Annotated in this window: 23 protein-coding genes; 11 read left to right on the forward strand and 12 right to left on the reverse strand. The window is 72.9% G+C overall.

Translation table 11 applies throughout. The annotated features are described in order from the left end of the window. From VK501_RS20745 to VK501_RS20765, 5 genes are all read right to left on the reverse strand, one after another. Window positions 1–961 (reverse strand): hypothetical protein (locus VK501_RS20745; protein WP_324340776.1); only part of this gene is annotated, 961 nt, incomplete at its 3' end. Window positions 962–1,018: 57 nt separating this feature from the next. Beyond that, window positions 1,019–1,405 carry a VOC family protein gene (locus tag VK501_RS20750; protein ID WP_324340778.1) on the reverse strand — a complete coding sequence of 129 codons (387 nt, stop codon included), beginning with the start codon at window positions 1,403–1,405 and terminating at the stop codon, window positions 1,019–1,021. Beyond that, window positions 1,392–2,198: an ArsR family transcriptional regulator gene (locus VK501_RS20755; RefSeq protein ID WP_324340780.1), complete on the reverse strand. Its 807-nt coding sequence runs from the start codon at window positions 2,196–2,198 to the stop codon at window positions 1,392–1,394. Before VK501_RS20755 ends, VK501_RS20750 begins: the two co-directional genes overlap by 14 nt. 49 nt (window positions 2,199–2,247) lie before the next feature. Continuing rightward, window positions 2,248–2,886, reverse strand: a complete 639-nt coding sequence (locus VK501_RS20760; RefSeq protein WP_324340782.1) for a hypothetical protein — start codon at window positions 2,884–2,886, stop codon at window positions 2,248–2,250. A 7-nt stretch (window positions 2,887–2,893) separates the two neighbouring features. Next, window positions 2,894–4,669: an FAD-dependent oxidoreductase gene (locus tag VK501_RS20765; RefSeq protein WP_324340784.1), complete on the reverse strand. Its 1,776-nt coding sequence runs from the start codon at window positions 4,667–4,669 to the stop codon at window positions 2,894–2,896. A 21-nt stretch (window positions 4,670–4,690) separates the two neighbouring features. Here VK501_RS20765 and VK501_RS20770 point away from each other — a divergent pair, with 21 nt between their 5' ends. The 3 genes from VK501_RS20770 to VK501_RS20780 all read left to right on the forward strand — a co-directional run bounded on the left by VK501_RS20770 (window position 4,691) and on the right by VK501_RS20780 (window position 6,570). After that, window positions 4,691–5,338, forward strand: coding sequence for a cytochrome c (locus VK501_RS20770; RefSeq protein ID WP_324340786.1), 648 nt, complete (start codon window positions 4,691–4,693; stop codon window positions 5,336–5,338). Window positions 5,339–5,426: 88 nt separating this feature from the next. Beyond that, complete coding sequence (locus VK501_RS20775; RefSeq protein WP_324340788.1) at window positions 5,427–6,002, forward strand: cupin domain-containing protein; 576 nt, start codon at window positions 5,427–5,429, stop codon at window positions 6,000–6,002. Between the two features lie 175 nt (window positions 6,003–6,177). Beyond that, the gene (locus VK501_RS20780) at window positions 6,178–6,570 is read left to right on the forward strand and encodes a nitroreductase/quinone reductase family protein (RefSeq protein ID WP_324340790.1); all 393 of its coding nucleotides are present in this window, start codon (window positions 6,178–6,180) and stop codon (window positions 6,568–6,570) included. Window positions 6,571–6,619: 49 nt separating this feature from the next. Here the strand turns inward: VK501_RS20780 and VK501_RS20785 are convergent, their stop codons facing one another. Beyond that, a complete protein-coding gene (locus VK501_RS20785; RefSeq protein ID WP_324340792.1) occupies window positions 6,620–7,429 on the reverse strand; it encodes an endo alpha-1,4 polygalactosaminidase in 810 nt (269 codons plus the stop codon). Between the two features lie 335 nt (window positions 7,430–7,764). On the opposite strand from VK501_RS20785, the gene VK501_RS20790 reads away from it, so the two are divergent. After that, on the forward strand, window positions 7,765–8,808 hold the full coding sequence (locus tag VK501_RS20790) for an NAD(P)-dependent alcohol dehydrogenase (RefSeq protein ID WP_324340794.1): 1,044 nt from the start codon (window positions 7,765–7,767) through the stop codon (window positions 8,806–8,808). A gap of 36 nt (window positions 8,809–8,844) precedes the next feature. On the opposite strand, the gene VK501_RS20795 is transcribed toward VK501_RS20790, so the two are convergent. Further along, window positions 8,845–9,561, reverse strand: a complete 717-nt coding sequence (locus tag VK501_RS20795) for a FadR/GntR family transcriptional regulator (protein ID WP_324340796.1) — start codon at window positions 9,559–9,561, stop codon at window positions 8,845–8,847. 76 nt (window positions 9,562–9,637) lie between these two features. Here VK501_RS20795 and VK501_RS20800 point away from each other — a divergent pair, with 76 nt between their 5' ends. The 6 genes from VK501_RS20800 to VK501_RS20825 are packed head-to-tail and all read left to right on the forward strand — an operon-like array spanning window position 9,638 to window position 16,892. Beyond that, complete coding sequence (locus VK501_RS20800; protein WP_324340798.1) at window positions 9,638–11,083, forward strand: aldehyde dehydrogenase family protein; 1,446 nt, start codon at window positions 9,638–9,640, stop codon at window positions 11,081–11,083. Window positions 11,084–11,109: 26 nt separating this feature from the next. Continuing rightward, window positions 11,110–12,573 (forward strand): APC family permease, encoded by a 1,464-nt coding sequence (locus VK501_RS20805; RefSeq protein WP_324340800.1) that lies wholly within the window; start codon window positions 11,110–11,112, stop codon window positions 12,571–12,573. Beyond that, window positions 12,574–13,377, forward strand: a complete 804-nt coding sequence (locus tag VK501_RS20810) for a gamma-glutamyl-gamma-aminobutyrate hydrolase family protein (protein ID WP_324340802.1) — start codon at window positions 12,574–12,576, stop codon at window positions 13,375–13,377. After that, window positions 13,361–14,167, forward strand: coding sequence for an SDR family NAD(P)-dependent oxidoreductase (locus VK501_RS20815; protein WP_324340804.1), 807 nt, complete (start codon window positions 13,361–13,363; stop codon window positions 14,165–14,167). Before VK501_RS20810 ends, VK501_RS20815 begins: the two co-directional genes overlap by 17 nt. Continuing rightward, the gene (locus VK501_RS20820; RefSeq protein ID WP_324340806.1) at window positions 14,164–15,552 is read left to right on the forward strand and encodes a glutamine synthetase family protein; all 1,389 of its coding nucleotides are present in this window, start codon (window positions 14,164–14,166) and stop codon (window positions 15,550–15,552) included. Before VK501_RS20815 ends, VK501_RS20820 begins: the two co-directional genes overlap by 4 nt. Further along, window positions 15,552–16,892: a M20/M25/M40 family metallo-hydrolase gene (locus VK501_RS20825; protein ID WP_324340808.1), complete on the forward strand. Its 1,341-nt coding sequence runs from the start codon at window positions 15,552–15,554 to the stop codon at window positions 16,890–16,892. The genes VK501_RS20820 and VK501_RS20825 overlap by 1 nt, the downstream gene beginning before the upstream one ends. Before the next feature lie 11 nt (window positions 16,893–16,903). On the opposite strand, the gene VK501_RS20830 is transcribed toward VK501_RS20825, so the two are convergent. From VK501_RS20830 to VK501_RS20845, 4 genes are read right to left on the reverse strand one after another with little or no spacing between them, the layout of a single operon-like run. Further along, the gene (locus VK501_RS20830; protein WP_324340810.1) at window positions 16,904–18,922 is read right to left on the reverse strand and encodes a S9 family peptidase; all 2,019 of its coding nucleotides are present in this window, start codon (window positions 18,920–18,922) and stop codon (window positions 16,904–16,906) included. A 5-nt stretch (window positions 18,923–18,927) separates the two neighbouring features. After that, complete coding sequence (locus VK501_RS20835) at window positions 18,928–21,435, reverse strand: dipeptide ABC transporter ATP-binding protein (RefSeq protein WP_324340812.1); 2,508 nt, start codon at window positions 21,433–21,435, stop codon at window positions 18,928–18,930. Beyond that, window positions 21,432–22,427 carry an ABC transporter permease gene (locus tag VK501_RS20840; RefSeq protein ID WP_324340814.1) on the reverse strand — a complete coding sequence of 332 codons (996 nt, stop codon included), beginning with the start codon at window positions 22,425–22,427 and terminating at the stop codon, window positions 21,432–21,434. The genes VK501_RS20835 and VK501_RS20840 overlap by 4 nt, the downstream gene beginning before the upstream one ends. Further along, complete coding sequence (locus VK501_RS20845; protein ID WP_324340815.1) at window positions 22,424–23,959, reverse strand: ABC transporter substrate-binding protein; 1,536 nt, start codon at window positions 23,957–23,959, stop codon at window positions 22,424–22,426. The genes VK501_RS20840 and VK501_RS20845 overlap by 4 nt, the downstream gene beginning before the upstream one ends. Window positions 23,960–24,471: 512 nt before the next feature. Here VK501_RS20845 and VK501_RS20850 point away from each other — a divergent pair. Further along, window positions 24,472–25,002, forward strand: a complete 531-nt coding sequence (locus tag VK501_RS20850; RefSeq protein WP_324340816.1) for an HD domain-containing protein — start codon at window positions 24,472–24,474, stop codon at window positions 25,000–25,002. Between the two features lie 12 nt (window positions 25,003–25,014). Here the strand turns inward: VK501_RS20850 and VK501_RS20855 are convergent, their stop codons facing one another. Continuing rightward, on the reverse strand, window positions 25,015–25,839 hold the full coding sequence (locus VK501_RS20855; protein ID WP_324340817.1) for a CpsB/CapC family capsule biosynthesis tyrosine phosphatase: 825 nt from the start codon (window positions 25,837–25,839) through the stop codon (window positions 25,015–25,017). Between the last annotated feature and the right edge of the window lie 24 nt (window positions 25,840–25,863).

Raw genomic sequence — 25,863 nt, forward strand, 5'->3', positions numbered from 1 at the left:
TGCCGAGGCCGGGCTCGTCGGAGAGGAACACCCGCCGGGCGCGCAGCGCGTAGTCGACGGCAGCGCCTTGGAACGGGCGCAGCGGCGCGGTCAGGCCGTCGATGTCGATCCGGCCCTCCTCGGCGGCCGAGAGCGCTTCGAGCGCGTCGGCGCCGCCCGCCCGGACCGCCGCGGCGTCGAGCGCGGGGAGGACGTCGTGCCCGCCCTGCAGCTCCGGCCGCGCCTCGAGCAGGCCCCGCAGTCCACCGTCGCCGTGGATCGAGACCCACCACGAGTCGAAGGTGCGCGTCACCAGGCCGAGCGCGGTCAGCTCCGGCTCGAGGTCGGGATGGCAGCGGCGGCAGAGGCGCAGTCCGACCTCGCCGGCGGCGTTCTCGACGACCGCTACGTCGCAGCGGTGCGCGACGTCGACGACCGCAGCCATCGAGAGCGAAGGTTGCTCGTAGCGGCCGACCCGCTTGCGGACCTCGGGCGTAGCGGTGAGCGTCCCGATGCGGTCGAGCTCGTCGCCGAGCGCCTCCAGCGGCGCCTCGCGCGCGGGGATCCACCAGCGGTCCAGCACCGGGTCGCGGCGGCGCTCGGGCAGCTGCGCGAAGGCGGCGCGCAGCTCGGGGTCGGGCTCCATCGCGATGACGACGCCGGGCACGCCGGGCTTGTGCTCGCAGAAGTGCGCGACGGCCGTGGCGGCCTCCGGGAGCTTCTCGACGGCGGTCAGCAGGCGTTCGGCGTCGGGATCGAGGGCGATCGACGGGTGCAACGCGACCAGCGCGCGCACGGCGCGCGCGACGATCGGCACCGCCGGCGCGCTCCAGCGGTGCGGCTCGCGGACGGGATCGCGCAGGACGTGGGGGAGCGTCGACAGCGCACCGGCGAGCCCGTCGCCCGGCACCGTCGTCACGACGAAGTGCGACCCCATCGACTCGATCCCGATCGTCGCGTTCGCTGGCGAGGGCCGGTCCATTCCACCCCAGGCTATTGCGCGTCCGGGCAGGAGCGCGGACGCCGTAGCCGCGGTGCTCTAGCGGGCCGCGGGCTGGAACAGCTCGATCGGGTTGCCCGACGGATCTTCGGTGAGGATCTGCCGGCCACCAGGACCCGAGATGATCTCGCTGCGGAACGCCAGGCCGGCCGCACGTAGGCGCGCCACCTCGGAGGCGATGTCCTCGACGATCAGGTGGATGCGGTTCCATCCGCCTGGCGTCGGTGTGGTGCCGTCGGGCAGCGGGCGTCCGGCGGAGCTGGTCGGGCCGCTGAGCAGCAACCGCAGCCGGCCGCGGACGACGTCGGCGAACGCCGGGGCGGGGTTGGACAGCACCGTGAAGTCGAAGTTGCTGGTGTAGAAGGCGACCGCGGCGTCGACGTCGTCGACGATGTAGCGGACGCTGACGAGATCATCGTTGGGCATGTTCGGCTCCGGGGTTGGTCGGGGTGTGGTCGATGGACTCGAGCAGGAACGAGACGCGACCGGCGAGCTCGGTCGCCGTGCGCTGGAACGCCGGGTAGCTCGCCTCGTCGTCGCCGCTGGCTTCGCGACCCGGGTCGGCGATGCTCCAGTGCGCGACACTCGGATGGGCGGGGAACTCGGGGCAGACCTCGCGAACGCGATCGCACAGCGTGATGACGTAGTCGAAGCGCCACGCTGCGAACTCGCTGAGGTGCTTGGCGCTGCGGCCGGCGATGTCGATGCCGTGCTCTCGCATGGCGCGCACCGCGTTGGCATGCAGGCGCTTGGGGTGGCTGCCGGCGCTGAAGGCCTCGACGCTGTCGGGTGCGCGATGCTCTGCCAGCGCCTCGGCCATCTGGGAGCGGGCGCTGTTGCCGGTGCAGAGAAACAGGATCTGCGCGCGCGGCCGCCGTGGCGGGCGAGCGGCTCTCGGCGGTTCCCAAGGCGTCCCCAGACCGGGATGCAACGCGGCACCCGTCGCGGCCAGGAGGTCCCGGCAACGACGCAGATCGAGGCTGTAGTAGGTGTCGCGGCCATCGGCGGAGCTGCGTCGCATCGAGACGACGTGCTCGGCGCGCAGCCGACCGAGGTGGTAGGAGACGAGGTTCTGAGGCCGCCCGAGCAGCTCCGTCAGCTCGCCGACGCGCCGGTCGCTCTGCGCCAGCTCGCTGAGCAGTCGCCAGCGCACCGGGTGGCCGGCGAGCCGCAGGAAGTCCGGCGGAAGGAGATCCCCGCGGGTTCCGGTCTGACCCATGCCTGGGACGATACATCAAGGCAGCTTGATGGATTGCCGAGCACGCCGCTCAGGCGGCGTCCCGCCACCACCGCGCCACGACGGGGTCGAGCGACGGCTCGAGCGCGTCGGCCGCTGGAACGGCCGAGCTCGTCGCGACGTGGGCGCCGATCGCCGCCAGCTCGTCGTGCGTGCGCGCCGCCGCGACGTCGTCCCCGTGAGCGGGCACGAGCAGCACCGGGAGGCCGCCGGCCGCGCGGTCGGGGCGCTCCCAGCCCGGAACCTGGGGGATCGTTGCGCCGACGGCCGCCACGCCGGCGAGCATGTCCGGCATGAGCAGCGCGAGCGCGAGCGCCAGCTCCCCGCCCTGGCCGTGGCCGATCAGCAGCGGTGGCCGATCCCACGTCTCGTGGGCGGCGATCGCGAGCTGCTCGACGGCGTAGAGCGCGTCGCCGAAGGTCGCCGGCTCGATCTCGCCGTCGATGCTCGTGACGTACCAGCGCCGGCCGACGTGGTCGCGGCTGAGGTACAGGAAGCGCAACGGCTCCGGCAGCACGACACGATGGTCTGGCGCGGTCGCGCGGGCAAGTTCGGCGAGCCGTGCCTCGTCGGTGTGCGTGCCGCCGAGCGCGATCGTGGTACCGCCGGCCTCGCCGACCCCCGGCGCGCGGACCTCGTAGACGAGGCCCGCGCGGTCGAGCGCGTTCACGGGCCCGTCAGACGTCCTTGACGGGCTCGTTGACGGCGTTCTCCCCGGCCGTGAAGCCGCCCGTGATCGCCGGTCCGAGCGTGCCGCCGGCCGACCAGTAGGCCTGCCCGGCGATCGACGCGATGCAGTTGCCGGCGCCGTAGAGGCCCGGGATCGGCCGGCCGTCGACGTGCAGCACCCGGCCGGCGGGGTCGACGACCGGGCCGCCGCACGTGTCGAGGGTCCCGCCGCCGATGAGGATGCAGTAGTAGGGGCCCGCCGAGGCGAACGGGTACATCGTGCTGTTCTTGTCGTTGCCTTTGCGGCGCACGCCGCCCCACGACACCTGGATCGGGGTCGAGCCGCGACCGAAGTCCGGGTCGTGGCCGTCGCGGGCGAAGCCGTCGAAGCGCTCGATCGTGCGCTTGAGGTTGCTGGCAAAGCCGTCCACCAGCCGGACGTCCGGGCCGATCGCGCCGGTGATCGAGACGCTGCCGCGCAGCTTGGCGAGGCGCCGCTCGATGTTCTTCGTCAGCTCGTCGATCGTCGCCCCCTCGATCACGAACGGCGCGGTCTTGCCGGGCGCGGGATACGGCTGGCCGTACGCCTGCTGGGGGTCGTTGGCGACGGCGGAGTCGTAGATCATGAACTGCACGAGGTTCGGATACTCGGCGAGGTTCGTGTCCCAGACGAAATGGCTCTTCGTGTGCTCGTTGTAGGGGGTCTTCTCGCTGCTGACGCGGTCGCCATAGCGGTTGACCATGATCATGCTGTCGCCCGGCGGGATCCACAGGTCGTCGACGACGCTCGAGTTGGCCAGCGCCTGCTCGAGCACATGCTGGACGAAGAACCCGTTGCTCATGTTGCCCAGCCGCGCGCCGAGCTGCGTCGCCATGTCGATGAAGTCGCCGGTGTTCGTCGGCGCGGCGCAGCCGCCGAAGATCGGGCCGCGCAGGAAGTTCATCACCTTGCTGCGGTCCTGCGTGAAGCCGCCGGTGCCGAACACGACACCCCTGCGGGCGCGGTAGAGCCGCGAGGCGCCGCCGTCGACCTGCGCCTGCACGCCGACGACCTCGCCCTTGTCGTTGGTGGCGATCTGCACGACGTGCTGCCCGGTGAGGACTTTCACGCCGATCTTGCGGGCCTCGGTGGCGAGGCTCGACATGAGGTTGCCGCCGCCGCCGCCCTCGCTGCCGAGCGCCGACAGCGTGCGCCCGTACGGCGCCTTGTTCTCGGCCAACTCGGCGTGGTACTCGGGATGCGTCCAGGGCACCTTGGAGGTCTGCGTCGGCAGCAGTGCCGCGATCTGCGACTTGAGCGCACCGCTCCGCTCCAGCTGCTCGATCACCTGCGAGCCGCGGTCGTAGTAGCCGCTCAGCAGGTCATATCTCATCTGGTCGATGCCGTTGAGCGGAGCTTCCGGGTCATAGACCGTCGGGTAGGCCAGCCGCGTCATCAGCTTGATCGCGTCGTCCTTGGGATCCTCGACGCCCTTCGCGCGCAGCAGGTGGTTGTTCGGGATCCAGTACGCGCCGCCCGACCGCGCGGTCGTGCCGCCGATCGCCGGCGCCTTCTCCAGCACGAGGACACGCGCGCCATCCTGCGCCGCGCCGACGGCCGCGGAGAAGGCGGCGCCTCCGCCACCGACCACGATCACGTCGGCCTCGGCGTCGAACGAGCGCCCGGCGGCCCGGGCGGCGCGCGTCCGGCTCCCGAGCACCGCTCCGCCGGTCGCGACACCGGCCGCCGCCAGCAGCGAGCGTCGCGACACCCTCGAGCTGAGCATGGATGCGTCGTCGGACATGGCTCTCTCTCCCACCGATCGTTGGAACGCACCCGCACCGGAAAGCTCGGGGGGAACGTCGCAGCAGCGAACATATTCGCTGTTCCGGACGCGACTATCGCATATTTTCTGCACGTCATGTACGGTGAGATCGCCTCGCCGTTTCGCCCACGTCCATTAGGAGAATCGACGTCGATGTCGCTTCGTGCTGCTCAGCTGTTCGCCGTCGCGGGTGCCTGCGTCGCGCTCGGGACGGGCCTGTCCGCCTGCGGCGGGCAGAACCACGACGCGACAGCGACGGTGAAGCTGACCGAGCTCGCGCACAACCAGGAGAACGGCTACGCGCCCGGCACCCCGGCGAACGGGAGTTCCGCGACCGCCGGCGCGAACGCGCAGCCGACTGCCAAGGACAAGCCCGCGGCCGCACAGCAGCAGGCGTCCGGCACAGGAGGCAGCCACGCGGAGGGCAAGGCCATCTTCACGCAGAGCTGCGCCTCCTGTCACACGCTCGCGGACGCCGGCGCGAGCGGCTCGGTCGGCCCCAACCTCGACGCCACGAAGCTCGACAAGGCAGCGATCGCCGCGCAGATCGAGAAGGGCGGGGGCGGCATGCCGTCGTTCGGCGGCACGCTGGCGGCGAAGCAGATCGACGCCGTCGCCGTGTACGTCGCGGCCGCCGCCGGGTCGTAGGTCCCGCGCACGGGCGCGCGTGCCTGCGCGGTGAACCGCGAAGGCACGGAGGTAGATTGTGGCGCGAGGACCGCGCGCTCCAACCACGATGTCCCCCGACGCCCCCGACCCTCCCCTCGGCCCCAGGCTGCGCGAGCTGCGCAGGCGTCGCGGCCTGTCGATCAAGGCCGCGGCCGAGCAGGCAGGCGTCTCACCCTCGTTCCTGTCGCTCGTCGAGCGCAGCCAGAGCGACCTGGCGATGAGCCGCCTCATGCGCCTCCTGACGCTCTACGGCGCGTCGCTCATCGACCTCGTCGACGCGACCGACGCACCCACGTCCGACGTGATCCGCGGGGGCGAGGAGATCCACGTCACCTCGCACGGGGAGCGCATCGACGCGTACATGCTGGTCGCCGACCCCGACCGTGTGCTCGTGCCGATGATCTGGGTCTACGAGCCGGGCGCCTCGATGGGCGAGGCGCATCCGCAGCCGGCCGACCACTTCAGCTACGTGATCGAGGGCAGCGTCCTCGTCGAGCTCGACGACGAGCGCTACGAGCTCACTGCCGGCGACACCGTCTACGTGCGCGCCGGCCGCCGCTTCCGCGTGCGCAACACGAGCGAACGGGTCGCGCGGCTGCTCGGCTGCGGGCATCCCGTCGCCCCGCGCCAGCAGAAGACCTGATGCCCCGGCGCCGGCGGGCGCGGCGGTGCTCGTCGTACCTCTGCCGGGGTGGGCGGGTTTCCTGAGCTCGCCTGACATCCGGTCTGCGACCTGCGATCGTGTGCGCATGGCTGTCGAGGTCCCTCCCGGTGGGACACGAGGAGCGAGAGGGGCGCCGAGCGGGCCGATCGGGCGGATGATCATGGGCGTCGCGCGCGCGATCCACCGGCTCACCGGCAGCAGGATGGGTGGGAGGCCGCTGCTGTACCTGAGTACCGTCGGCGCCAAGAGCGGGCAGCGCCGGACCGCCGTGGTCATGCCGTTCCCGGACGGCGACGACGCCTGGCTGATCGTCGCCTCGAAGGGCGGCGCCGCGACCCACCCGTCCTGGTTCTACAACCTCGCCGCGCATCCTGACCAGGTCGAGGTGGAGGTCGACGGTCGCAAGACCGCGGTGACGCCGCAGACGCTGACCGGCGAGGAGCGCGCGACGGCGTGGCAGCGCATCACGAGCGAGCGACCGAACTACAGGAGTTACGAGACGAAGACGGATCGCCAGATCCCCGTGGTGCGGCTGACCGCGCGTTGAACCGTCGCGCATCGCACCCGCGGGCCGGTTCGATCGCCCAGCGGGTCGATCAGCAGGCGTCGTAGGTGTAGTTGTCGTCGCCCTTGCTCACCACGTCGCGGTCGCGGTAGATGATGGAGATGGACGAGCCGCGTGACGAGCACGCGGAGTGGAAGTTCGCCTCGCCGCCGTTGTCGGTGTACTCGATCTCGTAGACCTGATCGCCGAACGGCCCGGTGTAGCTGCCGCACTCGTCGTAGACGTTGCACTCCTCGGCGATGGCGAAGTCGAACCCGAGCGCCTTGCCCGCGCCGCCCAGCTCCGGGGCGTTCTTCTGCGCGATGGCCAGGCCGCGGGCGTGGGCGCGGCGGACCAGCAGCGACGCGAAGGCCTTGTTGTCGGCCATGGTCAAGCGATGCTTGGAGCGCGTCCACGAGTCGAGGTTGTCGGGTTCGACCGCCTGGTAGCCGGCCGTGGCGCAGCGGTCGATCCAGCGTCCGACGACGGCAGCCAGCGCCCTGCGCTTGGCGGCCGTCGACGCGTCGAGCAACATCTCGTTCCAGGCCGAGTCGACGACGTACTTCCCGTTGCGCCGCAGCAGCAGCGAGCGGTGCCTGGATCGCCACCAGCGGGCGGCGTCCGGCTGCGTCTGGAAGGCGTTGACGTAGCAGACGTTGTACTTGCCGGCGGCCGGGGCGGCGGTGCGGTCGCGGTCGACGATGCCGACGGTCGGGTCCGGTGTGTAGGCGCCGCCGATCTGGTAGTCGAACTGGGCGCCGGCCGGCGGCAGGGTCACGGCGCCCGACGCGGGGGTGGCCGCTGCGCACGCGGTCAGCACTGCGATGGTCAGGACGGCGCGGAGGGCGGTCGTGATGCGCATGGCTTCCATGTCCTCGGTCCGCCTCGAGCCGGAGGCTCCGACGCAACGCAGGAATCCGCTGAGGCGACCCTCGACAGCAGCTTGAGGACCAGGCCCGCGCGAGTCAAGGCGAGTCGGCCTGCGGGTCCTCTCACGGGACGCTCCATAGAGGATGCCGGCGCCGCCGTCAACGACGCCGTCGATGCCGCGGACCGTACCAAGTACCAGCGGTACGCCGGGAGCATCGTCGACAGCATCACCAACGCCCAGGCCGGTCCACGGTGGCCGGCCGTCGGAGGCGCCGCCTCCGATGTGGTCGCGCGCCCGGAACACCCATCCAGTCACCCACGGAGAACATGCTCACCGCCAACGCCTACGGGGCGACATCCCCGACCGAGCCGCTCGCCCCGCTGACCGTCGAGCGTCGCGACGTCGGGCCGCACGACGTCCTCATCGACATCAAGTACTGCGGCATCTGCCATTCCGACATCCACACCGTCCGCGGCGAGTGGGGCGAGATCCAGTACCCGCTCGTCCCCGGCCACGAGATCGCCGGCGTGGTGGCCGCGGTCGGCTTGGCCGTGACCAGCCATGCCGTCGGCGACCGCGTGGGGGTCGGCTGCATGGTCGACTCCTGCCGCGAGTGCGCGAGCTGCCGCGACGGCGAGGAGCAGTACTGCCTGCCCGGCAACACGCTGACGTACGGGTCGATCGGCCAGGACGGCACGATCACGCAGGGCGGCTACGCGACGCAGGTCGTCGTGACCGAGGACTTCGTCGTCAAGATCCCCGACGGCCTCGAGCTCGACGTCGCCGCGCCGCTGCTGTGCGCGGGCATCACGACCTACTCGCCCCTGCGCCACTGGGGCGCAGGGCCCGGCAGGCAGGTGGCGGTCGTCGGTCTCGGCGGCCTGGGGCACATGGCCGTCAAGCTCGCGCACGCGATGGGCGCCGAGGTCACCGTGCTGTCGCAGTCGCTGCGCAAGAAGGACGACGGCCTGCGGCTGGGCGCCGACCACTACCACGCCACGAGCGACCCCTCGACCTTCGAGGAGCTGGCCGGGCGGTTCGACCTCATCATCAACACCGTCAGCGCGAAGGTGGACATCAACGCCTTCCTGGGCCTGCTGGCGGTCGACGGTGCGCTGGTCAACGTCGGCGCGCCCGCCGAGGCACTGCCGGTCAACGTGTTCTCGCTGCTGCCGAAGCGGCGAGCCTTCGCCGGCTCGATGATCGGCGGCATCCGCGAGACCCAGGAGATGCTCGACTTCTGCGCCGAGCACGGCATCGCCCCCGAGATCGAGCTGGTCTCGGCCGACGAGGTCAACGACGCCTGGGAGCGCGTGCTGGCCTCCGACGTCCGGTATCGCTTCGTGATCGACACCGCGACGCTGGGCTGATCCACCCCTACGCCGAGGGTGGCCGCCGGTGTTGGTCTATGAGCCGTGCGCTGGGTCAGCGAGGATCTGTTGGAGCTGCTCGCTCGTGCGTCTGACGTGTGCGGCCATCGCGCGGCCGGCGCGGGCGGCATCGCGGGCCTGCAGAGCGGCGAGGACGCGGCGGTGGTCCTTGAGCGTCTCGGTGACCAGAAGCTTGTAGTCAAGTGCGTCGAGCGGTAGGAACATCGCTGCCCGTGCGTCTTCGACGGCGTCGCGCAGGAGCTCACACTCCGCCGCCCCCGCGATCTGGAGGTGAAAGAACGAGTCGGCCTGCCGGAACCCGCCGACCCCGTCGGCGCGCTCGATCTGCCCGACGGAGCGCTCGAGGCCGTCGAGGTCCTCGGCGGTCAGACGCGTCGCCGCGCGCTCGGCGGCCAGGCGTTCGTTGACCAGGCGAAACTCCTGGACGGCCAGGAGATCGTCGATGTTGTGTCGCAGGCGCTCGACGAGCTGGCCCCGCGTCTCGGTGGAGCCGAGCACCGTCACGCCGCCCGACGAGCCCCGTCGGGTCTTGACGTAGCCCTCGCCCTCGAGCACCCGGATCGCGCCGCGGAGGGTGACGCGTGAGACGCCCAGCGCCTCGGCGTGCTGGCGTTCGGGGGGGAACTTGTCTCCTGGTGCGTACTGGCCGAGGTGGATCGCGCGGCGCAGGTGATCGACGACGACGGCGTAGGCCGCCGGGACATCGAGGCGCTCGGTCGTCCCCTGTTCCATGTGCCGAGCATAACGCAAAGTCGGCACATGGGATAATGGACTAGTAACCGATCCATGTGTCTGTTAGCGTGGCGTCATGGCCACCGAAGAGGTCGAGCGCGTGCAGCTGCTGGTCGCGGGGACGCGGACCTCGGGGCAGACGAGGGCCCTGATGGAGCCTGCGACCGGCGGGCTTCTGGCGCTCGTCGAAGAGGCGACGCTCGAACACGTCGACGAGGCGCTGGCCAGGGCGACGGAGGCCGCTGCGGGCTGGGCGGCGATGCCCGCGAGCGGGCGCGGTGCGGTGCTGCGCGAGGCGGCGCGCGTGCTCTCGAAGCGCGCTGAGGACCTTGCGCTCCTCGAGGCGCGCAACGTGGGCAAGCCGATCCGCGACGCGCGCGCCGAGGTCGGCGCCGCGATCGCCGCGCTGGAGTTCTACGCGGGCGCGGCGGCGACGCTCGAGGGGCAGGTGCTGCCCGTCTCGGCGCCCGGGCTGGACCTCGTGTTGCGCGAGCCGGTCGGCGTGTGCGCGCTGATCGTGCCGTGGAACTTCCCGCTCTTCATCGCCGTCATCAAGGCCGCGCCCGCGCTGGCCGCCGGCAACCCCATCGTCCTCAAGCCGGCGGAGCTCACGCCGCTGTCGGCGCTCGTGCTGGGCGACGTGCTCGTCGAGGCGGGCGTGCCGGCGGGCTGCGTCTCCGTGCTGCCGGGCGACGGCCCGCTGGTCGGCGCGGCGCTGGCGGCCGATCCCCGCGTGGCGAAGGTGTCCTTCACGGGATCGACGGCGGTCGGCGTCGCCGTGCTGCGTGCCGCGGCGCCCAAGATCGGACGGGTCTCACTGGAGCTCGGTGGCAAGTCCAGCAACCTCATCTTCGCCGACGCCGACCTCGACAGGGCCGCGCCTGCCGCTGCCGCGGCGGTGTTCGGCAACGCGGGCCAGGACTGCTGCGCGCGCAGCCGCGTGCTGGTGCAGCGCACGGTCCTCGAGGCGTTCCTCGAGCGCTTTCTGGAGGCGACCGATGCGCTGCGCGTCGGCGATCCGCTCGACGAGTCGACCGACATGGGGCCGTTGGTCTCCCGCTCACAGCAGGCGCGCGTGCTCGAGTACGTCGAGGATGGTCGTCGCGCCGGCGCGACGCTGTTGCGCGGAGGCGGCGTCCCCGCCGACGAGGCTCTTGCTGCCGGCCCGTACGTGCAGCCGACGGTGTTCGGCGACGTGGCGTCACGGATGCGCATCGCCCAGGAGGAGATCTTCGGGCCCGTGGCCATGGTGATCGCCTTCAGCGACGAGGAGGAGGCGGTGGCGCTGGCCAACGACGTCGACCTCGGCCTGTCGGGATCGATCTGGACGCGCGACCTGAGCCGGGCGGTGCGCGTGGCCCGCGGTGTGCGCAGCGGTGCGCTGTCGGTCAACTCCAACCAGAGCGTTCACGTGGAGGCCCCGTTCGGGGGCATGAAGCGCAGCGGGCTCGGCCGGGAGCTCGGGACCGAGGCGCTGCGGCAGTACACGGAGATCAAGAACGTCTACATCGCGGTGGACTGATCCCACCGCCGAGTGAGGAGACCATGATGGAAGTGGGCGAGCACAGCCAGCGTCTCAGGGAGGGCGAGGTCAGCCTCCTCGGCGCCGTCATGACCGGGGCGGCCGTCATGGCGCCGTCGGCGAGCATCCTGTTCGGCGTCGCGGTCGTGGCCGCAGTCGCGGGCTCCGCGGTGCCGCTGATCTTCGTGATCGCCGCCTTGGGGGTGCTCGCCACCGGCAACTCGCTGGCGCGGTTTGCCCGTCAGTGGCCGAGCGCGGGATCCTTCGTCACGTTCATCACCCGCGTCTTCGGGCCGACCGCCGGTCTGTGGATCGGTGTCACCGCCCTGCTGGGCTGGCTCGTCGCCTACGCGGCCGTGTTCCTCTTCATCGGGGACTTCATCGCCAACGACTTCCTCGGCGGCTCGACGTCGGATCTGACCACCGGCCTGTCCATGGTCGCCTTCGTCGGCGTCGTGCTGGCGCTGGTCATCCGGGGCGTGTCGATCAGCGTGCGCGTCAGCCTCGTGGCGCTCGTGATCGAGGTCGCGGTGATCGGCATCATCTGCGCCGCAGTGCTCATCGACGGCGGCCCCAACGGCGTCAGCCTGGATCCGTTCGCCTTCCCCTCCGGCGGCTTCGAGCCCGTGGCCCTGGGCTTCGCGGTCACCGTGTTCCTGTTCGGCGGCTTCGAGCAGCCGGTTCCGCTGGCGGAAGAGACGCGCAACCCCCGCCGCAACGTCCCACTGGCCGTGCTGCTGTGCGTCGTCGGCATCGGCGCCCTGTACGTGGTGGCCTCGTGGGCGCTGGTGATCGCGTTCGGCGACGGCGCCGGCCTGGCCCAGCAGGCCGACCCGCTGCACGCCGCGGCCGACGCGTATGTCGGGTGGCTGGCCCCGGCGGTCAAGTGGGTGCTGCTGGCCTCGTTCCTGGGGTTCGGCGTGGCGGCCATCACCGCGGTGTCCCGCATCCTGTTCAACACGGCTCGCGACGGGCTGCTGCCGCCGGCCCTGGGCAGGCTGCACGCCCACTACCGCACCCCGGCCGCGGCGTCCGGCGCGTTCGCCGGCCTCGCACTCGCCATCGCGCTGGGCTCCAAGCCGATCACCGACACCCTGACCGCGGTCACGCTGCTCTCGACGGTGGGATCGCTGCTGATCATCTCGATGTACGTGGTCATCAACGCCGCCCTGATCGTGTGGTGGGGCCGCGAGCGTCGTGCAGGGCGCCGTCACAACCCGCTCACCTGCGTGGCGGTGCCGGCTGCCGGCATCGCGGTGCTCGCGTCGCCCTACTACTACAACCTGAAGCCCGGTCAGGCCTCGCCGCTGGACCTCGTGCCCTGGGTCCTGGCCGGGGCGGTGGCGATGACCGTTGCGTATGTGGCCTGGGTCCGTGGCGCGCGGCCAGCGCAGCTGGCCGACGCCGGGCGCATCCTCGCCGGCGAGTCGACGACCGTCCCCGCCGCACCGTCCTCCGGCGGCGTGCCGGCCGGCGTGGGCACGATCTGAGTGACCGCCACGACCGTCAGCGACCTACGGCCGGCGGGTGCCCGGCGCCCGCTGGTCGGCATCACCGGGCCACGGATCCATGCCGCGCAGATCTCCACGACGCCGGCGATCCTGTTGCACGCGTTCACCGACGCGTACTACGCCTGCTACGCCCAGGCGGTCGGACGCGCCGGCGGGATGCCGGTGCATGTCCCGCGTGACAACGACGCCCAAGCCGTCTGCGCGCGGCTCGACGCGATCGTGCTGGCGGGCGGCCAGGACATCGATCCGCGCCTGTACGACAGCCAGCCGACGCCGGCGGCGACCATGATGGATCCGGTCCGCGACCGCTTCGAGATCGCCCTCGCGCTCGCCGCGCTGGACCAGGATCGGCCGCTGCTGGGCATCTGCCGCGGGGCGCAACTGCTGAACGTCGCGCTCGGCGGGACGCTCATCGACGACCTCGCCGGCGAGCAGGAGGTCGAGCACACCGTCGTCCTCTACCCGCCCGACGCGCGCGTGCATCCGGTCCGGTTCACGGCGGGCTCGGCGCTCGCCGGCGTGTACGGCCCGGAGATCCGGGTCAACTCCTTTCACCACCAGGGGATCGGCAGGCTCGGCGAGGGTGTCCGCGCGACGGGGCTTGCCCCGGACGGGATCATTGAGGGCATCGAGATCGACGGCGCCCGCGCCGTCGGCGTTCAGTGGCACCCGGAGATGCTCGCGGAGTTGGACCCGCTGTTGACCTGGCTGATCGACCAAGCCGATGAACACGGGGCGCCGAGAGCCTCCCGGAAAGGATCGTGCCGTGAGCACCACAACTGAGCCACGACCGCTGCTGAACCCCGATCGCCATGCCGGCCGCGTGGCCCTGGTCACCGGGGCGGCCTCCGGCATCGGCCAGGCGGTCGCGCTTCGGCTGGCCGCAGAAGGGGCCGGCGTGGCCTGCCTCGACGTCGACGGCGACGGTGCGTCGCGCACCGCGGCACGGATCGACGACGGGGCCTCGGCCGAGGCGCCCCGCGGTCTGGCCGTCGCGGCCGACGTCCGTGATCGCGAGGCCATCCGCGCCGCCGTCGAGCAGACGGTGACGACGTTCGGCGCGCTCGACCTGCTCGTCAACGCCGCGGGCATCATCACGATGTCGGGATTCCGCGACGTCACCGACGACGAATGGGACCGCGTCGTCGACGTCAACCTCAAGGGGTGCTTCATCGTCGCCCAGGAGGCCGCCAAGGTCCTGGCCCCGGGCGCGGCGATCGTCAACATCTCGACCGTGGAGGCCGACCGCGTCGTGAGCTCCTCCGGCCACTGCCAAGTGCACTACAACGCCTCGAAGGGCGGCGTGAAGATGCTGACCAAGGCGCTCGCCGCCGAGCTGGCCGCCGATGGCGTACGCGTCAACGCGGTGGCCCCGGGGCCGGTGAACACGCCGTTGACCGGGATGGACCTGCACGCCCCGGACATCTTTGCCTTCCTGTCTGACCACCTGCTCATCAAGCGGGTCGCCGAGCCCGACGACATCGCCGCCGCCGTCTCGTTCCTGCTCTCCGACGACGCGGCGTACATCACGGGCGTGCAGCTGCCGGTCGACGGCGGATGGATGGTCCGATGAGCGTGGAGCCGAGCCCGCCCGGCCCGCCGGCCGGCGTGGGCGCGCCGCTGGATCCCGAAGGCCTGGAGCTCGCCGGGATCGAGACCGTGATCGTCGCGGCGCCCGACATGCAGGGCCGCCTGTTCGGCCGGCGCATGAGCCCGTCGATGTTCTTGTCCAAGATCGGCGGCATCGAGGTGTGCACGTGCACGCTGGCCTGGGACATCGAGCAGGAGCTCGAGCTGCAGGTCGACTTCGCCGGGTTCCACAACGGCTGGCCGGATCTGCGGCTCGTGCCCGACCTGGCGACGCTGCGGCCGCTGGGGTGGCTCGACGGGGTCGCGCTGTGCTTCGCCGACGTGCAGGGCGACGACGGGACGCCGCTGCCCATCGCGCCGCGCAACCTGCTGCGCACGCAGATCGAGCGGCTCGCGGGCCTCGGCTTCGAGCCGTACCTCGGCACCGAGCTGGAGTTCTTCCTGTACAAGGTGACCCCTGACGAGGCGCGCGCGCGCGGGTACCGAGACCTGCCACCCACGACCCGCCACCACGCCGACTACCTGATCGCCGCCGGCAACGAGCTGGAGGACTTCTTCCGGCGCCTGCGCAAGGGACTGGAGCCCGCCGGCGTCGTGCTGGAGCTCGGACAGATCGAATGGGGCCTCGGCCAGTGGGAGATCGGGATCCGCTACGACCGCGCGCTCACCACCGCCGACGCCCACGTGCTGTTCAAGATGGCCGTCAAGGACCTCGCCGCCCGCGACGGGATGGTGGCGACGTTCATGGCCCGTCCCTCGACGGGCGAGATCGGCTCGTCGGGCCATGTGCACTGCTCGTTGCGCGGGCGCGGGGGCGAGCGTGTCTTCCATGACGCCACGGCCGACGACGGCCTCAGCGACCTCTACCGCTGGGCCGTCGGCGGCATCCTCGACCATGCCCCCGAGATGATGGTGTGGTACGCGCCCACGATCAACTCCTACCGGCGAGTGTCGCGCGAGGAGCTCGTCGCGGGCGCCGGCTGTACCTGGGGCTATGACAACCGCACGGTCTCGGTGCGCACGATCGGGAAGGATCCCGCCGATCTCCGCCTGGAGTTCCGTCTCCCCGGCGCCGATCACAACCCGTACCTGACCTTCGCCGCGCTGCTGGCGTCGATCGCGGAGGGCATCGAGCGCCGCACCGACCCCGGGCCGCCGGTGGCGGGCAACGCCTACGACCAGGACCGACCGCCGCTTCCGAGCGACCTCGGCAAGGCCGGCGCGCTGTTCCGTGCCAGCGGGACGGCGCGCCGCTGGTTCGGCGACGACGCCGTCGACCACTACGCCAGGGTCGCCGACTTCGAATGGGACCAGTTCATGGCCCAGGTCACCGACTGGGAGATCCAGCGCTACTTCGAGCAGATCTAGTGGGCCACGCGGACGACGTGATGACCGACCGGCTGCTCGGCGACCTCGTTCAATGGTTGAGGATCCCCTCCATCTCGACCGGGGAGCCCGACCGCGCCGGGCTGCACGCCGCCGCGACGTGGGCGTCCGCCCGAGTGCGCGAGGCCGGCGGCACCGCGGACGTGCTCGACGGCTACGGTCACCCGCTCGTCGTCGGCGAGCTGCGCGCCGGCCACGCCGACGCGCCCACCGTCCTGATCTACGGCCATTACGACGTGCAGGCGCCCGGCGACCTCGGCGCGTGGCAGACGCCGCCGTTCGAGCCCGCAGTGCGCGACGGGCGCCTCTACGCGCGCGGCGCCTCCGACGACAAGGGCAACTTCCTCCCGCTGCTGCACGCGGCGTGCGAGCTGCACCGCGCCGGCGCGCTGCCGGTCCACGTGCGCGTGCTCGTCGAGGGGGAGGAGGAGATCGGCAGCACCGGCGCCGCGCGGTGGCTGCGCGACGACCGCCGTGGAGCCGACTGCGCGATCGTGTTCGACGCCGGGATGGCCGACGAGGCGACGCCCGCGCTCACCGTCTCGCTGCGCGGGGTGGTGCGGCTGCAGGTCGCCGTCCGCAGCGCGGCGCGCGACCTGCACTCGGGCATCTACGGCGGCAGCGTCGTCAACGCCCTGCACGTCCTTCACGCGATGCTGGCGACGGTGCTCCCCGGTCCCGACGGGACGCTGCGCGAGGAGCTGCGCGCCGGGATCGAGCCGCCCCACCCGGCCGAGCCGGCGTCGTGGGCGCGCCTCGCCCCCGGCGACGCGCTGCTCACCGCCTCGGGCGGGCGGCCGCTGCACCCCGGCGCCGGCGCCGAGTACTACCCGCGCAACGGCGCCGGCGCGTCCCTCGATGTGCACGCGATCGCGGGCGGGGACACGCGCACGATCGTTCCCGCCGTCGCCACGGCCACGCTCTCCCAGCGACTCGCACCCGGGCAGCGCCCCACCGAGATCGCGGCGACGCTGGAGCGGCTGCTGCGGGCCGCCGCGCCGGCGGGGGTCGAGGTCGAGATCGACGCCGAGACCGCCGACCCGATCCGCTTCGCCCCCGACGAGCCGGCGATCCGCCTGGCCGCCGGCGCGATCGAGCGTGCGACCGGGATCGCACCGGCGTTCGTGCGCCTCGGCGCGACGATCCCGATCGTCGCCGAGCTGGCGGCGCAGGGGATGCCGGTCATCGTCAGTGGCTTCGCGGTGCACGCCGACGCGATGCACGCGCCGAACGAGTCCTTCCGGCTCGAGAGCCTGCGGCTCGGCGAGGCGACGGCGCGCGAGCTGCTGAGCAGCCTCGCGGCGCTCGGCGCCCCTCACTGATCGACCGGCGGTCACGCGGGGGCGTGACGGGCCAGCCAGTCGATCAGCGCCTCGTTCTGGGCCACGCGGTGGCCGGGGCGACCGAGGTCGATCGCGCCGTTGTGGAAGGTGCCCGGCAGCGTCAGCAGCTCGGCCTCGCAGCCGTGGAGCTTCAGCAGCGTGTAGAACGCCTCGGTGCCGTTCGGCGGTGTGCGCAGGTCCCGCTCGTGGACGATCAGGAGCGTCGGCGTCGAGCAGTCGGCCGCGTACGTCGACGCCGAGGAGCGCGCGAGCGTCGCTGCCGCGTCGAGGCCCGTGCCGCCACGGACGCCGGTCCAGCCCTCGACGAGGATCGCCCCGATGTCGGCGCCGGTCGAGGTGAACCAGTCGATCGCCGGGTTCTCGAGCATCGCGGCCTTGAAGCGGTCGCCGTGGGTGATCAGCCAAGCGCCGAGGTATCCGCCCGCCGACAGGCCGTTGACCGCGAGCCGCTCCGGATCGGCCAGCCCGAGGTCGATCGCGTGGTCGAGCATCGCGGTGACGTCGACGGCCTCGAGATCGCCCCAGTGCTCCCGCAGCGCAAGGGCGAACTCGGGGTCGTAGCCGGTCGACCCGCGCGGGTTGCAGAGCAGGACCCCGTACCCCGCTGCGGCGAGCAGGCAGTGGTCGTAGGAGAAGGCATGTCCCCAGGCGGCGGCCGGACCGCCGTGCAGGCTCAGGACCGTCGGCACGGAGCCGTCGCGGCCGTGGGGACGCAGGAACCAGCCTTCGACCGGCGTTCCGTCCGGCGCCGTGGCCTGCAGGTGCTCGACGGCGAACGTCGCCGCCGCCGGAAAGCGGTCGGCGTTGAGCGCGGTCAGGCGGCGGCGCGGCGCGGCGTCCGTGCTCGGCGCTCCGACCTCGGCGAGCCACAGGTCGGGCGGCTCGTGCATCGTGCTGACCGCGAGCAGCAGCCGGCCGTCGCGCGCGTCCAGCGGCACTGCCGCGCAGTCGCCGGTGACGGCGCGCGCGGCGGCGCCCGGCTCGGCGTCGATCCGCCACACCTCGCCGCGGCCGCCCGCCTGCACCGGGACGTAGGCGGCCCCGCCGTGCGGATCGACGACGATGCGCGGCGCCGCGAGGCTCGTGAAGCTCGGGTGGTCGGCCTGCAGGATGCCGAACACCCAGCCGTCGACCTCGGTGGCGCAAGGTCGCGGCTGCGTCCCGTCGGGGCCGGTCACCACGAGCCCGACCGGCTCGCCGGCGCCGATGAAGTTGGCCGTCGTGCGCAGGATGCGGCCGTCGGGCAGCCACGCGGCCGCCGGCGGGTAGACACGGAACTCGTCCGACGTCCAGAGCGTCGCGACCGCGCCCGAGGCGACAGTGCAGACGCGCAGCGCCCAGGTCGGCAGCTCGCCGTCGAGGTCGAGGCAGACGTACAGCAGGCGCTCGCCGTCGGCGGACCACTGCGCCGAGACGATATGGCCGCCGTGGTCGGTCAGGCGACGCGGCTCCGGCGCGCCGGGGTCGAGCACGAACAGCTCCTGGACGATGTCGTCCAGCAGCCCGGCGCCGTCGATGCGCCACACCGTGCGCCGTACGCGCACCGGCTCCGCCGGGTCGCGCGGCGGGCGGACCGGGGCGCTGAAGGCGATCGCCGCGCTTGACGGCGCGCACAGCGGGCCGATGCTGCCAAGCCCCCAGGGCAGTGCGGCGAGCGGGACCGGGTCGTCGGCGCCGTCGCGATCGACGCGATAGGGCTGGAAGCCCGTGCCGTCGTGCAGGCGGAACGCGATCGTGCGCCCGTCCGGTGCCCACGACGGCGACGTCGCGAAGGCGCCCTCGGGACTGAGCGGCTGCGCGCCGTCGAGCGCGAGCGCGTCGCCGGCACCGGTCGGGGCGACCCACAGTCGCGCCACGTCGGCGAGCGGGTCGCGCTGGACGGACGCGACGGCCATCGCGACGTGCCGCCCGTCCGGGGAGAGCCGGGCGTCGAGCAGCGCGGTCAGGTCCAGCACGCCGTCCGGCGGCAGCGCCGCGGTCTCGGGTGGCAGGGCAGGGGTGTGGTCCATCGCGTTCATCTCCTGAGCGGCGGTTCGGTGGGCGCTTCGAGCCGGGGAACGGCGTCGAGCAGCGCCCGGGTGTAGGGGGCCTGCGGCGCGGCGAAGACGTCAGCGATCGCGCCCTGCTCGACGATCCGCCCACGGTGCAGCACCGCCACGTCGTCGCACACCTCGCTGACGACCGCAAGGTCGTGGGAGATGAAGAGGAGCGTGAGGTCCAGCTCGGCGCGCAGATCGTGCAGGAGGTCGAGCACGCCCGCCTGGACCGAGGTGTCGAGCGCGGACGTGATCTCGTCGGCGATCAGGATCGCCGGGCGCGCGGCGAGCGCTCGGGCGATCGCGACGCGCTGGCGCTGGCCGCCGGAGAGCTGGTGCGGGTAACGGGAGGACAGCCCTGGGTCCAGCGCCACTTCCCCGAGCAGGCGCTCCACCTCGCTCCTGCGCTGCGCGGCGCTCAGCGCCGGGTCGCACCCCTCGGCGATCGCGGCGGAGACGGTCATGCGCGGGTTGAGCGAGGCATACGGATCCTGTGGCACGAGCTGGACTCGTCGCAGCCCGGCCCGCCGGCGGGCGCCGCGCAGCGCCGTCAGCTCCTGGCCGTCGAGCTCCACCGAGCCCGACTGCGCGCCGACGATGCCGACGATCGCCCGCGCGATCGTCGACTTGCCGGAGCCGGACTCGCCGACCAGCCCGAGCGCGCGACCGCGCTCGAGCGCGAAGCTCACGCCGTCGACGACCGGCGCGGCGTTCGCGTCGTAGCCGACGCGCAGCTGCCGCACGGCGAGCGCGGGCGCATCCGGGTCCGCGTCGCTGTGCGCGGACGCCGTCGGGCCGTCGAGACGATCGATGCCGGCCGCGCCGGCCGCGCCGAGCCGCGGCGTGGCGCCGAGCAGCGCGCGCGTGTGCGGGTGCGTCGCCTCGCCCGCCCGCAGGCGCTCGACGGGCAGGTCCTCGACGATCCGCCCGTGCTGCATCACGAGCACGCGATGGCAGAGCTGGCAGACGACGGCGACGTCGTGCGAGATGAACAGGATCGCCGTGTCGTGCCGCTCGTTCGCGCGCCGCAGCAGGCGGAGGATCTCGGCCTGGACGGTCACGTCGAGCGCGGTCGTCGGCTCGTCGGCCACGATGAGCGACGGGTCGTTGACGAGCGCGCCGGCGAGCATCACCCGCTGGCGCTGCCCGCCGGACAGCTCGTGGGGGAAGCGGCGTAGCTGGCGCTCCGGCTCGGGCAGGCGGACCTCTTCGAGGGCCCGCACGGCGGCGTGCGCGGCGGTCGCGCGGCTCGCGCCGCCGTGCACGCGTGCGACCTCGGTCACCTGCGAGCCGATCCGCAACGCCGGGTTCAGCGACGACGACGGGTCCTGGAAGACGACGCCGAGGCTCGTCGCGAGCGCGCGCGGGTCCGCCGCGCCGAGCAGGTCTATGTCGCCGATCCGCAGCTCGGCGGCGGACGGCGTGAGGCCCGCGGGCAGCAGCCCGGCGAGCGACATGGCGGTGAGGGTCTTGCCGCTGCCGGACTCGCCGACGAGCCCGACGATCTCCCCACGCTGCAGCGCGAACGAGACGCCGCGCACGAGCTCGGCGCCGCCCGCGCCGCGTACGTGGAGGTCGCGCACGACGACGTGCCCCTCTGCCAGGCCGGCGACGTCCGCGACGTCCGCGACCGGCGCCTCCGTCGCGGCGGCGGGCGCCGCGGCCGGCGTGGCGCCGAGCGTGCCCGGCGCGAGCGCGACCGCGATGCCGTCGCCCAGCAGGCCGGCGAAGAGCCCGATCAGCAGGATGCCGACGGCCGGGCCGACCGCCTGGACGGGGTTCGTGTAGAGCGCCTGCAGCCCCTGGTTGAGCAGGCTCCCCCAGTCGTAGGAGGGCGGCTGGACGCCGAGGCCGAGGAACCCGAGCGCCGACAACGACACGACCGCCGAGGCAAAGCAGATCGACGTCAGGATCAGCAGCGTGTCGCGGATGTTCGGCACGACGTGGCGGCGCAGGATCCAGCGGCGGCTGCGCCCGAGGAGCCGCGCGACGACGACGTGGTCGCGTGCGGCGACGGTCGTGGCGAGGCTGTTGGTCATGCGCGCGAACGCGGGCGCGAGCGCGAGCCCGACCGCGAGCGTCGCGCTCCATCCGCTCGGGGTGAGCACCGTGGCCACGACGATCGCGAGCAGCACCGCCGGGAAGGCGATCAGCAGCTCGATCGCGCGCTCGCCGACCGCGCGCATGCGCCGTCCCGCGAGTGCGACCGCGGTGCCGAGGAGCGTGCCGAGGCCGAGCGCGACGAGCGTCGCGCCGCCCGCCATCAGGAGCGTCAGTCGCGCGGCGACGAGCGTTCGGGCGAGCATGTCGTGGCCGAGGGCGTCGGTGCCGAGCGGGTGCTGCGACGACGCGCCCTGGCGCAGCTGGTGCGTGAGCTCGTCCGCCCGGCCGCCCGCGACGAGCGGCGCGACGATCGCGACGAGGATCAGCACACCGAGCCCGCTGAGGCCGACGCGGGCGGCGGGGGAGAGCCGGCGGGCGCTCACGCGCCGGACCGCCGGCGCCGCGGATCGAGCGCACCGAGCAGCCCGTCGATGAGCAGCGTGATGAGGACGGCGACGAGCCCCAGCACGATGACGGCGCCCTGGATGACGGGGTAGTCGCGCGTGGCGACCGCCTCGACCACGCGCGAGCCGAGTCCCGGCCACGCGAACACGCTCTCGGCGATGATCGTGCCGCTCAGCAGGCCCGCGAGCAGCAGGCCCGCGTAGCTCAGCGTCGCGGTCATCAGGTTCGGCAGCGCGTGCCGGACATACAGCCGCAGCGGGGGCAGGTGCTTGCTGCGCGCGGCGCGCATGTAGTCGAGCTCGAGCACCGTCGCGGTCTCGCGCCGCACGATCCGCGCGAGCGTGCACGTCGGGGCGAGGCCGACCGCGATCACGGGCAGCACGAGCGTGTCGAGCGAGTCCGACCCGCCCGGCGGGAACAGGCCGAGCCCGATCGCGAAGACCAGCACGAGCAGCGTGCCCGCGACGTACTCGGGGAACGACGCGCCGATGCTCGTCAGCGCCTGGAAGGCGGCGTCGAGCCGGGGCCGCCCGCCGCGGCACAGGACGGCGACCGTCATGCCGAGCGCGATCCCGGCGACGAGCGCCGCGACCGTCGCGACCAACGCCAGCACGAGCGTGTACGGCAGCGCGTCCTGGATGATCGTCCGCACCGGCTCCCCGGTCTCGAACGAGGTGCCGAAGTCTCCCTGCGCGAGCCGCCCCACGTAGTCGCCGAACTGCTGCGGCAGCGATCCGTCGAGGCCGAGCTGGTCGCGCACCACCGCCAGCTGGTCGGCGGTCGCCTGCGTGCCGGCGACGCTGCGTGCCGGGTCGCCGGGGATCAGCCGCACGAGCAGGAAGCTCGCGACGACCAGGCCCGCGACGACGCATGCGACGCCCGCCGCCTTGCGCAGGACGGCGCCGAGGAGCCCGCCGGCGCGGGCCTGCCAAGGGCGCGCGCCGGCGGTGATGGGCTCCGTGCGGATCACCCGAGTCGGATGGTCCCGAGGTCGGGCATCCCGCCCTGCGGGGCGACCACCGAGACGCCCTTGCGTGCGACGATCGACAGCGGCAGCGTGCTGAGCGGCAGCACGTCGACACGGGCGTTGAGCGCCTGCTGGACCTGGCCCCAGGCGGCACAGCTCTGCGCCCCGACCTGCGTGATCGCCTTGCCGAGCGCGGCGCCCGCCTGCGGGTTCTGGGCGCTGCCGAAGTTCGTGCCCTTCGGCGGCGCCGCACCGGTCGTCTGGCTGATCGGGATGATGATGCTGCCTGCGGGGTTGAGCGCCGGGACGACCGACAGCTCCCAGTCGCCCTTGCCGCCCGTGAGCGTCTGCGACCAGGTCGCCGTGTCGGTGTTGCGCAGCTTCGCGTCGACCCCGACGCCGCGCAGCGCCGCCTGGATGTACTCCTGGCCGGCGCCGCCGCCGAGCTGGGTCGTGCCGATGATCGTGACCGTCCCCACCTTGCTCAGGGCGGCGCGCGCGGCGGCCGCGTCGAGCTTGGGCACGGCCGCGCCGGCCCCGGCGTCGGAGCACTGGATCGACGGCCCGACGACGCTCGGGATGACCTTGCCGCGCCCGAACGTCGCGGCGTCGGCGAACGCCGCGCGGTCGATCGCCTGCGCGACCCCGCGCCGCAGCGCCTCGTCCTTCATGCTCGTCCCCTGCTCGTTGAACGCGAGCCACACGGTGCCGCCGTCCTTCTGCGTCACCGTGAACGCGGAGCGGCCGATGCGCTCGAGGTCCGGGCCGCCGAGCAGCGCGATGTCGAGCTTGTTGGACACGAGCAGGTTGACCGCGGTGCTCTCGTTCGCCACGACATTGAGCTGCACGGTCTTCGGGGGCGTGCCGGCCTCGCTGCCGCCGAGTTTCGGTCCCCAGGTGTAGCCGCTGCGGTGTCGCAGCAGGAAGCGCCGGCCGGGCGCGGCGCTCTGGAGCTCGTACGGGCCGGTGCCGAACGACTTCGTCAGAAGCGCTTTCGGGTCCTTCAGGCCGGCCGGGCAGACGATGCCGGTCCACGACATGGCGAGGCCCGGCAGCAGCTGCGACCACGGCCCGCTGGTCTTCACCGTGACGCTGCTCGCCGCGTCGTCCGCGGTCACCGTGACCTTGTTGGGCCCGAACGACGCGCCGATGTACGGCGCCGCAGTGGCGGGGTCGACAAGCCGTGTGAGCGAGGCGGCGACGGCCGAGGCCGTGAGCTTCGTCCCGTCCGAGCAGGTCACGTCCTTGCGCAGCTGGAGCGCAACGGAGTCGGGCGTCGCCGTCCACGACGACGCGAGGCCGGCGACCACGTTGCCGCCGGCGTCGAGCCGGACGAGCGTGTCGTAGAGCCCGCTGAGGGCGATCCCGTCGGCCTGATTGGCGGCCTTCGCGGGGTCGAGCGAGGGGTTCGATGCGATCGCCATCGTCACGCTGTCGCGCGCTGTGCCGCCGCCGTCGCTCTTCGAGCCCGACCCGCAGCCGGCGAGCAGGGCAGCGCCGGCAGCTGCGGCCGCGATGAGCCCGAGCGCCGGCAAGCGCCCAGGTTGAAGCCCGGTCCGTCGTGCGTTCACTTCAGTCCCCTCCAGGTGGATCTAGCCGGCGTCGACCGCCAGCTAGGAGCTATGGAGCGCAAACCATAGCATTGATCCAAAGGTCCATGGAACGAGTTCTGGCGCCGCCGGCGACGACCATGGAATGGCCTGTTCAAACAGGAATACGGTGCAAAATCCCGCAGCGTTGACGCGCTCTGGCCAAGGATGGGGCGCAGCACCTCGGGATCGAGGGCGTCACCAACGATCCGCAGACCGGCGGCGGCCCGCCACCAAGCCGCTGACCAGGACGGTGCTGGTCGCCGTCTACCGGCTCCAGGTCGCGCTGCTGGCCGCCGAAGGGTGGCTGACCAACGCGCAGGCGAGCGAGCTGGCCGGGTTCGCGGCGAAGCTGTAGGCCGGAGGTCCCTGCTCGCGGGCGAAGGGGGTTGCGCGGTGTGAACGTCGCGTAACCTCCGGCCATGGCTCGTGCGTTTCCGGGAACCTCGGGAGAGACGATGCAGGACGATCTGGTGCAGCAGGCGCAGGAGTTCGTCGAGAGCGCCTATGGAAGCCGCGACGACCGCGCGGGCGTCGCCCACGCGCGGGGCGTCGGTGAGCTGCTCACCGAGCTGCGCTGCGAGCACCAGATCGTCGTTGCGGGCCTGCTCCACGACGTCGTCGAGGACACCGCCGTCACGGTCGGCCAGATCGAGCAGGCCTTCGGGCCGCGCGTCGCCGGCCTCGTGGCCACCCTCACCGAAGACCAATCCATCCGCGACTTCCGGGAGCGCAAGCTCGCGCTCCGCACGGCCATCGCCGAGGCCGGGCACACGGCGCTGGTGATCTTCGCCGCCGACAAGCTGGAACGCGTCCGGGCCGCCGACCGCAGCGCAACGGCGATCGAGCCCGCCAAGCTGGAGCACTACCGGCGCTGCTCGGAGATGTTCGCGGCGCACGGGGCGCGGACGCCCCACGCCGAGGAGCTGGCCCGGCGGCTGATGCTCCGGCGCGGAGGTCGAAGCAGGGCCGGTGCCCTGACGGGCTGACCGGCACGAGCCTCAGGCGGTCGCGCCCAAGCGCCTGGCGGCCTCGCGCGCCCGGCGCAGCGCGGCGCCGCCCGGGCCGCTGCGTGACGGGACCGGAGCGTCGACGCGGGGCAGCCCGTGGCGCAGCAGGAAGCGTGGGTTGGCCTGGGTGAGCTGGACGATCTGCGCGGGGGCCGCGCCGGCCGCGCCGGCGGCGGCCTCGCCGTCGGCCAGCGTGTGGTCGCGATGGCCCGGATGGCCGTCCGAGGCGATGATGTAGGCCACGCGCAGGCGGATCATGTGCTCGGCCGCGGCGAGCGCCTCGGTTCCCTGGCGGCCCAGCAGCGAGCAGGCGTTGACCTGCAGCACGGCGCCGGCCTGCATGGCCGGGCGCAGCCGGGTCAGGCCGCCGTCGAGGATGCCGGCCGCGCGCTCGGGGTGCGCGATCACGACGCCGAACCCGCGGCCGCTGATCGCCTCGAGGCCGTCGAGGAACCGGTCGTCGATGCCCGCGAAGGGCACCTCGGCGAGGACCCAGCGCGCGCCGCGCGGGCCGTGCGCGATCAGCTCGAGCTCGGCGCCCGTCAGATCGGCGCCGGCGTCGGGGTGCACCTCGCCGCCGTGGTGCAGGCGCAGCGGGATGCCTTCGTCGACCAGGGTGCGTTGCAGGGCGGCGCAGCGCTCCGGGATCGACTGGAGGTCGACGTCGAAGTACGGGGAGCCGATGTGAGGCGTGACGGTCGCGACCTGGACGCCGGCGGCGACCATCCTGGCGGCATGCGCGACGGCGGTCGCCTCGTCGGGGGCGCCGTCGTCGACGCCCGGCAGGAGGTGCAGGTGCAGATCGACGCGGGTCACGATGCTGTCTTCGGCATCTGCGAC

The organism is Baekduia sp. (assembly GCF_035318805.1).
In the GTDB taxonomy this organism is placed as follows: domain Bacteria; phylum Actinomycetota; class Thermoleophilia; order Solirubrobacterales; family Solirubrobacteraceae; genus Baekduia.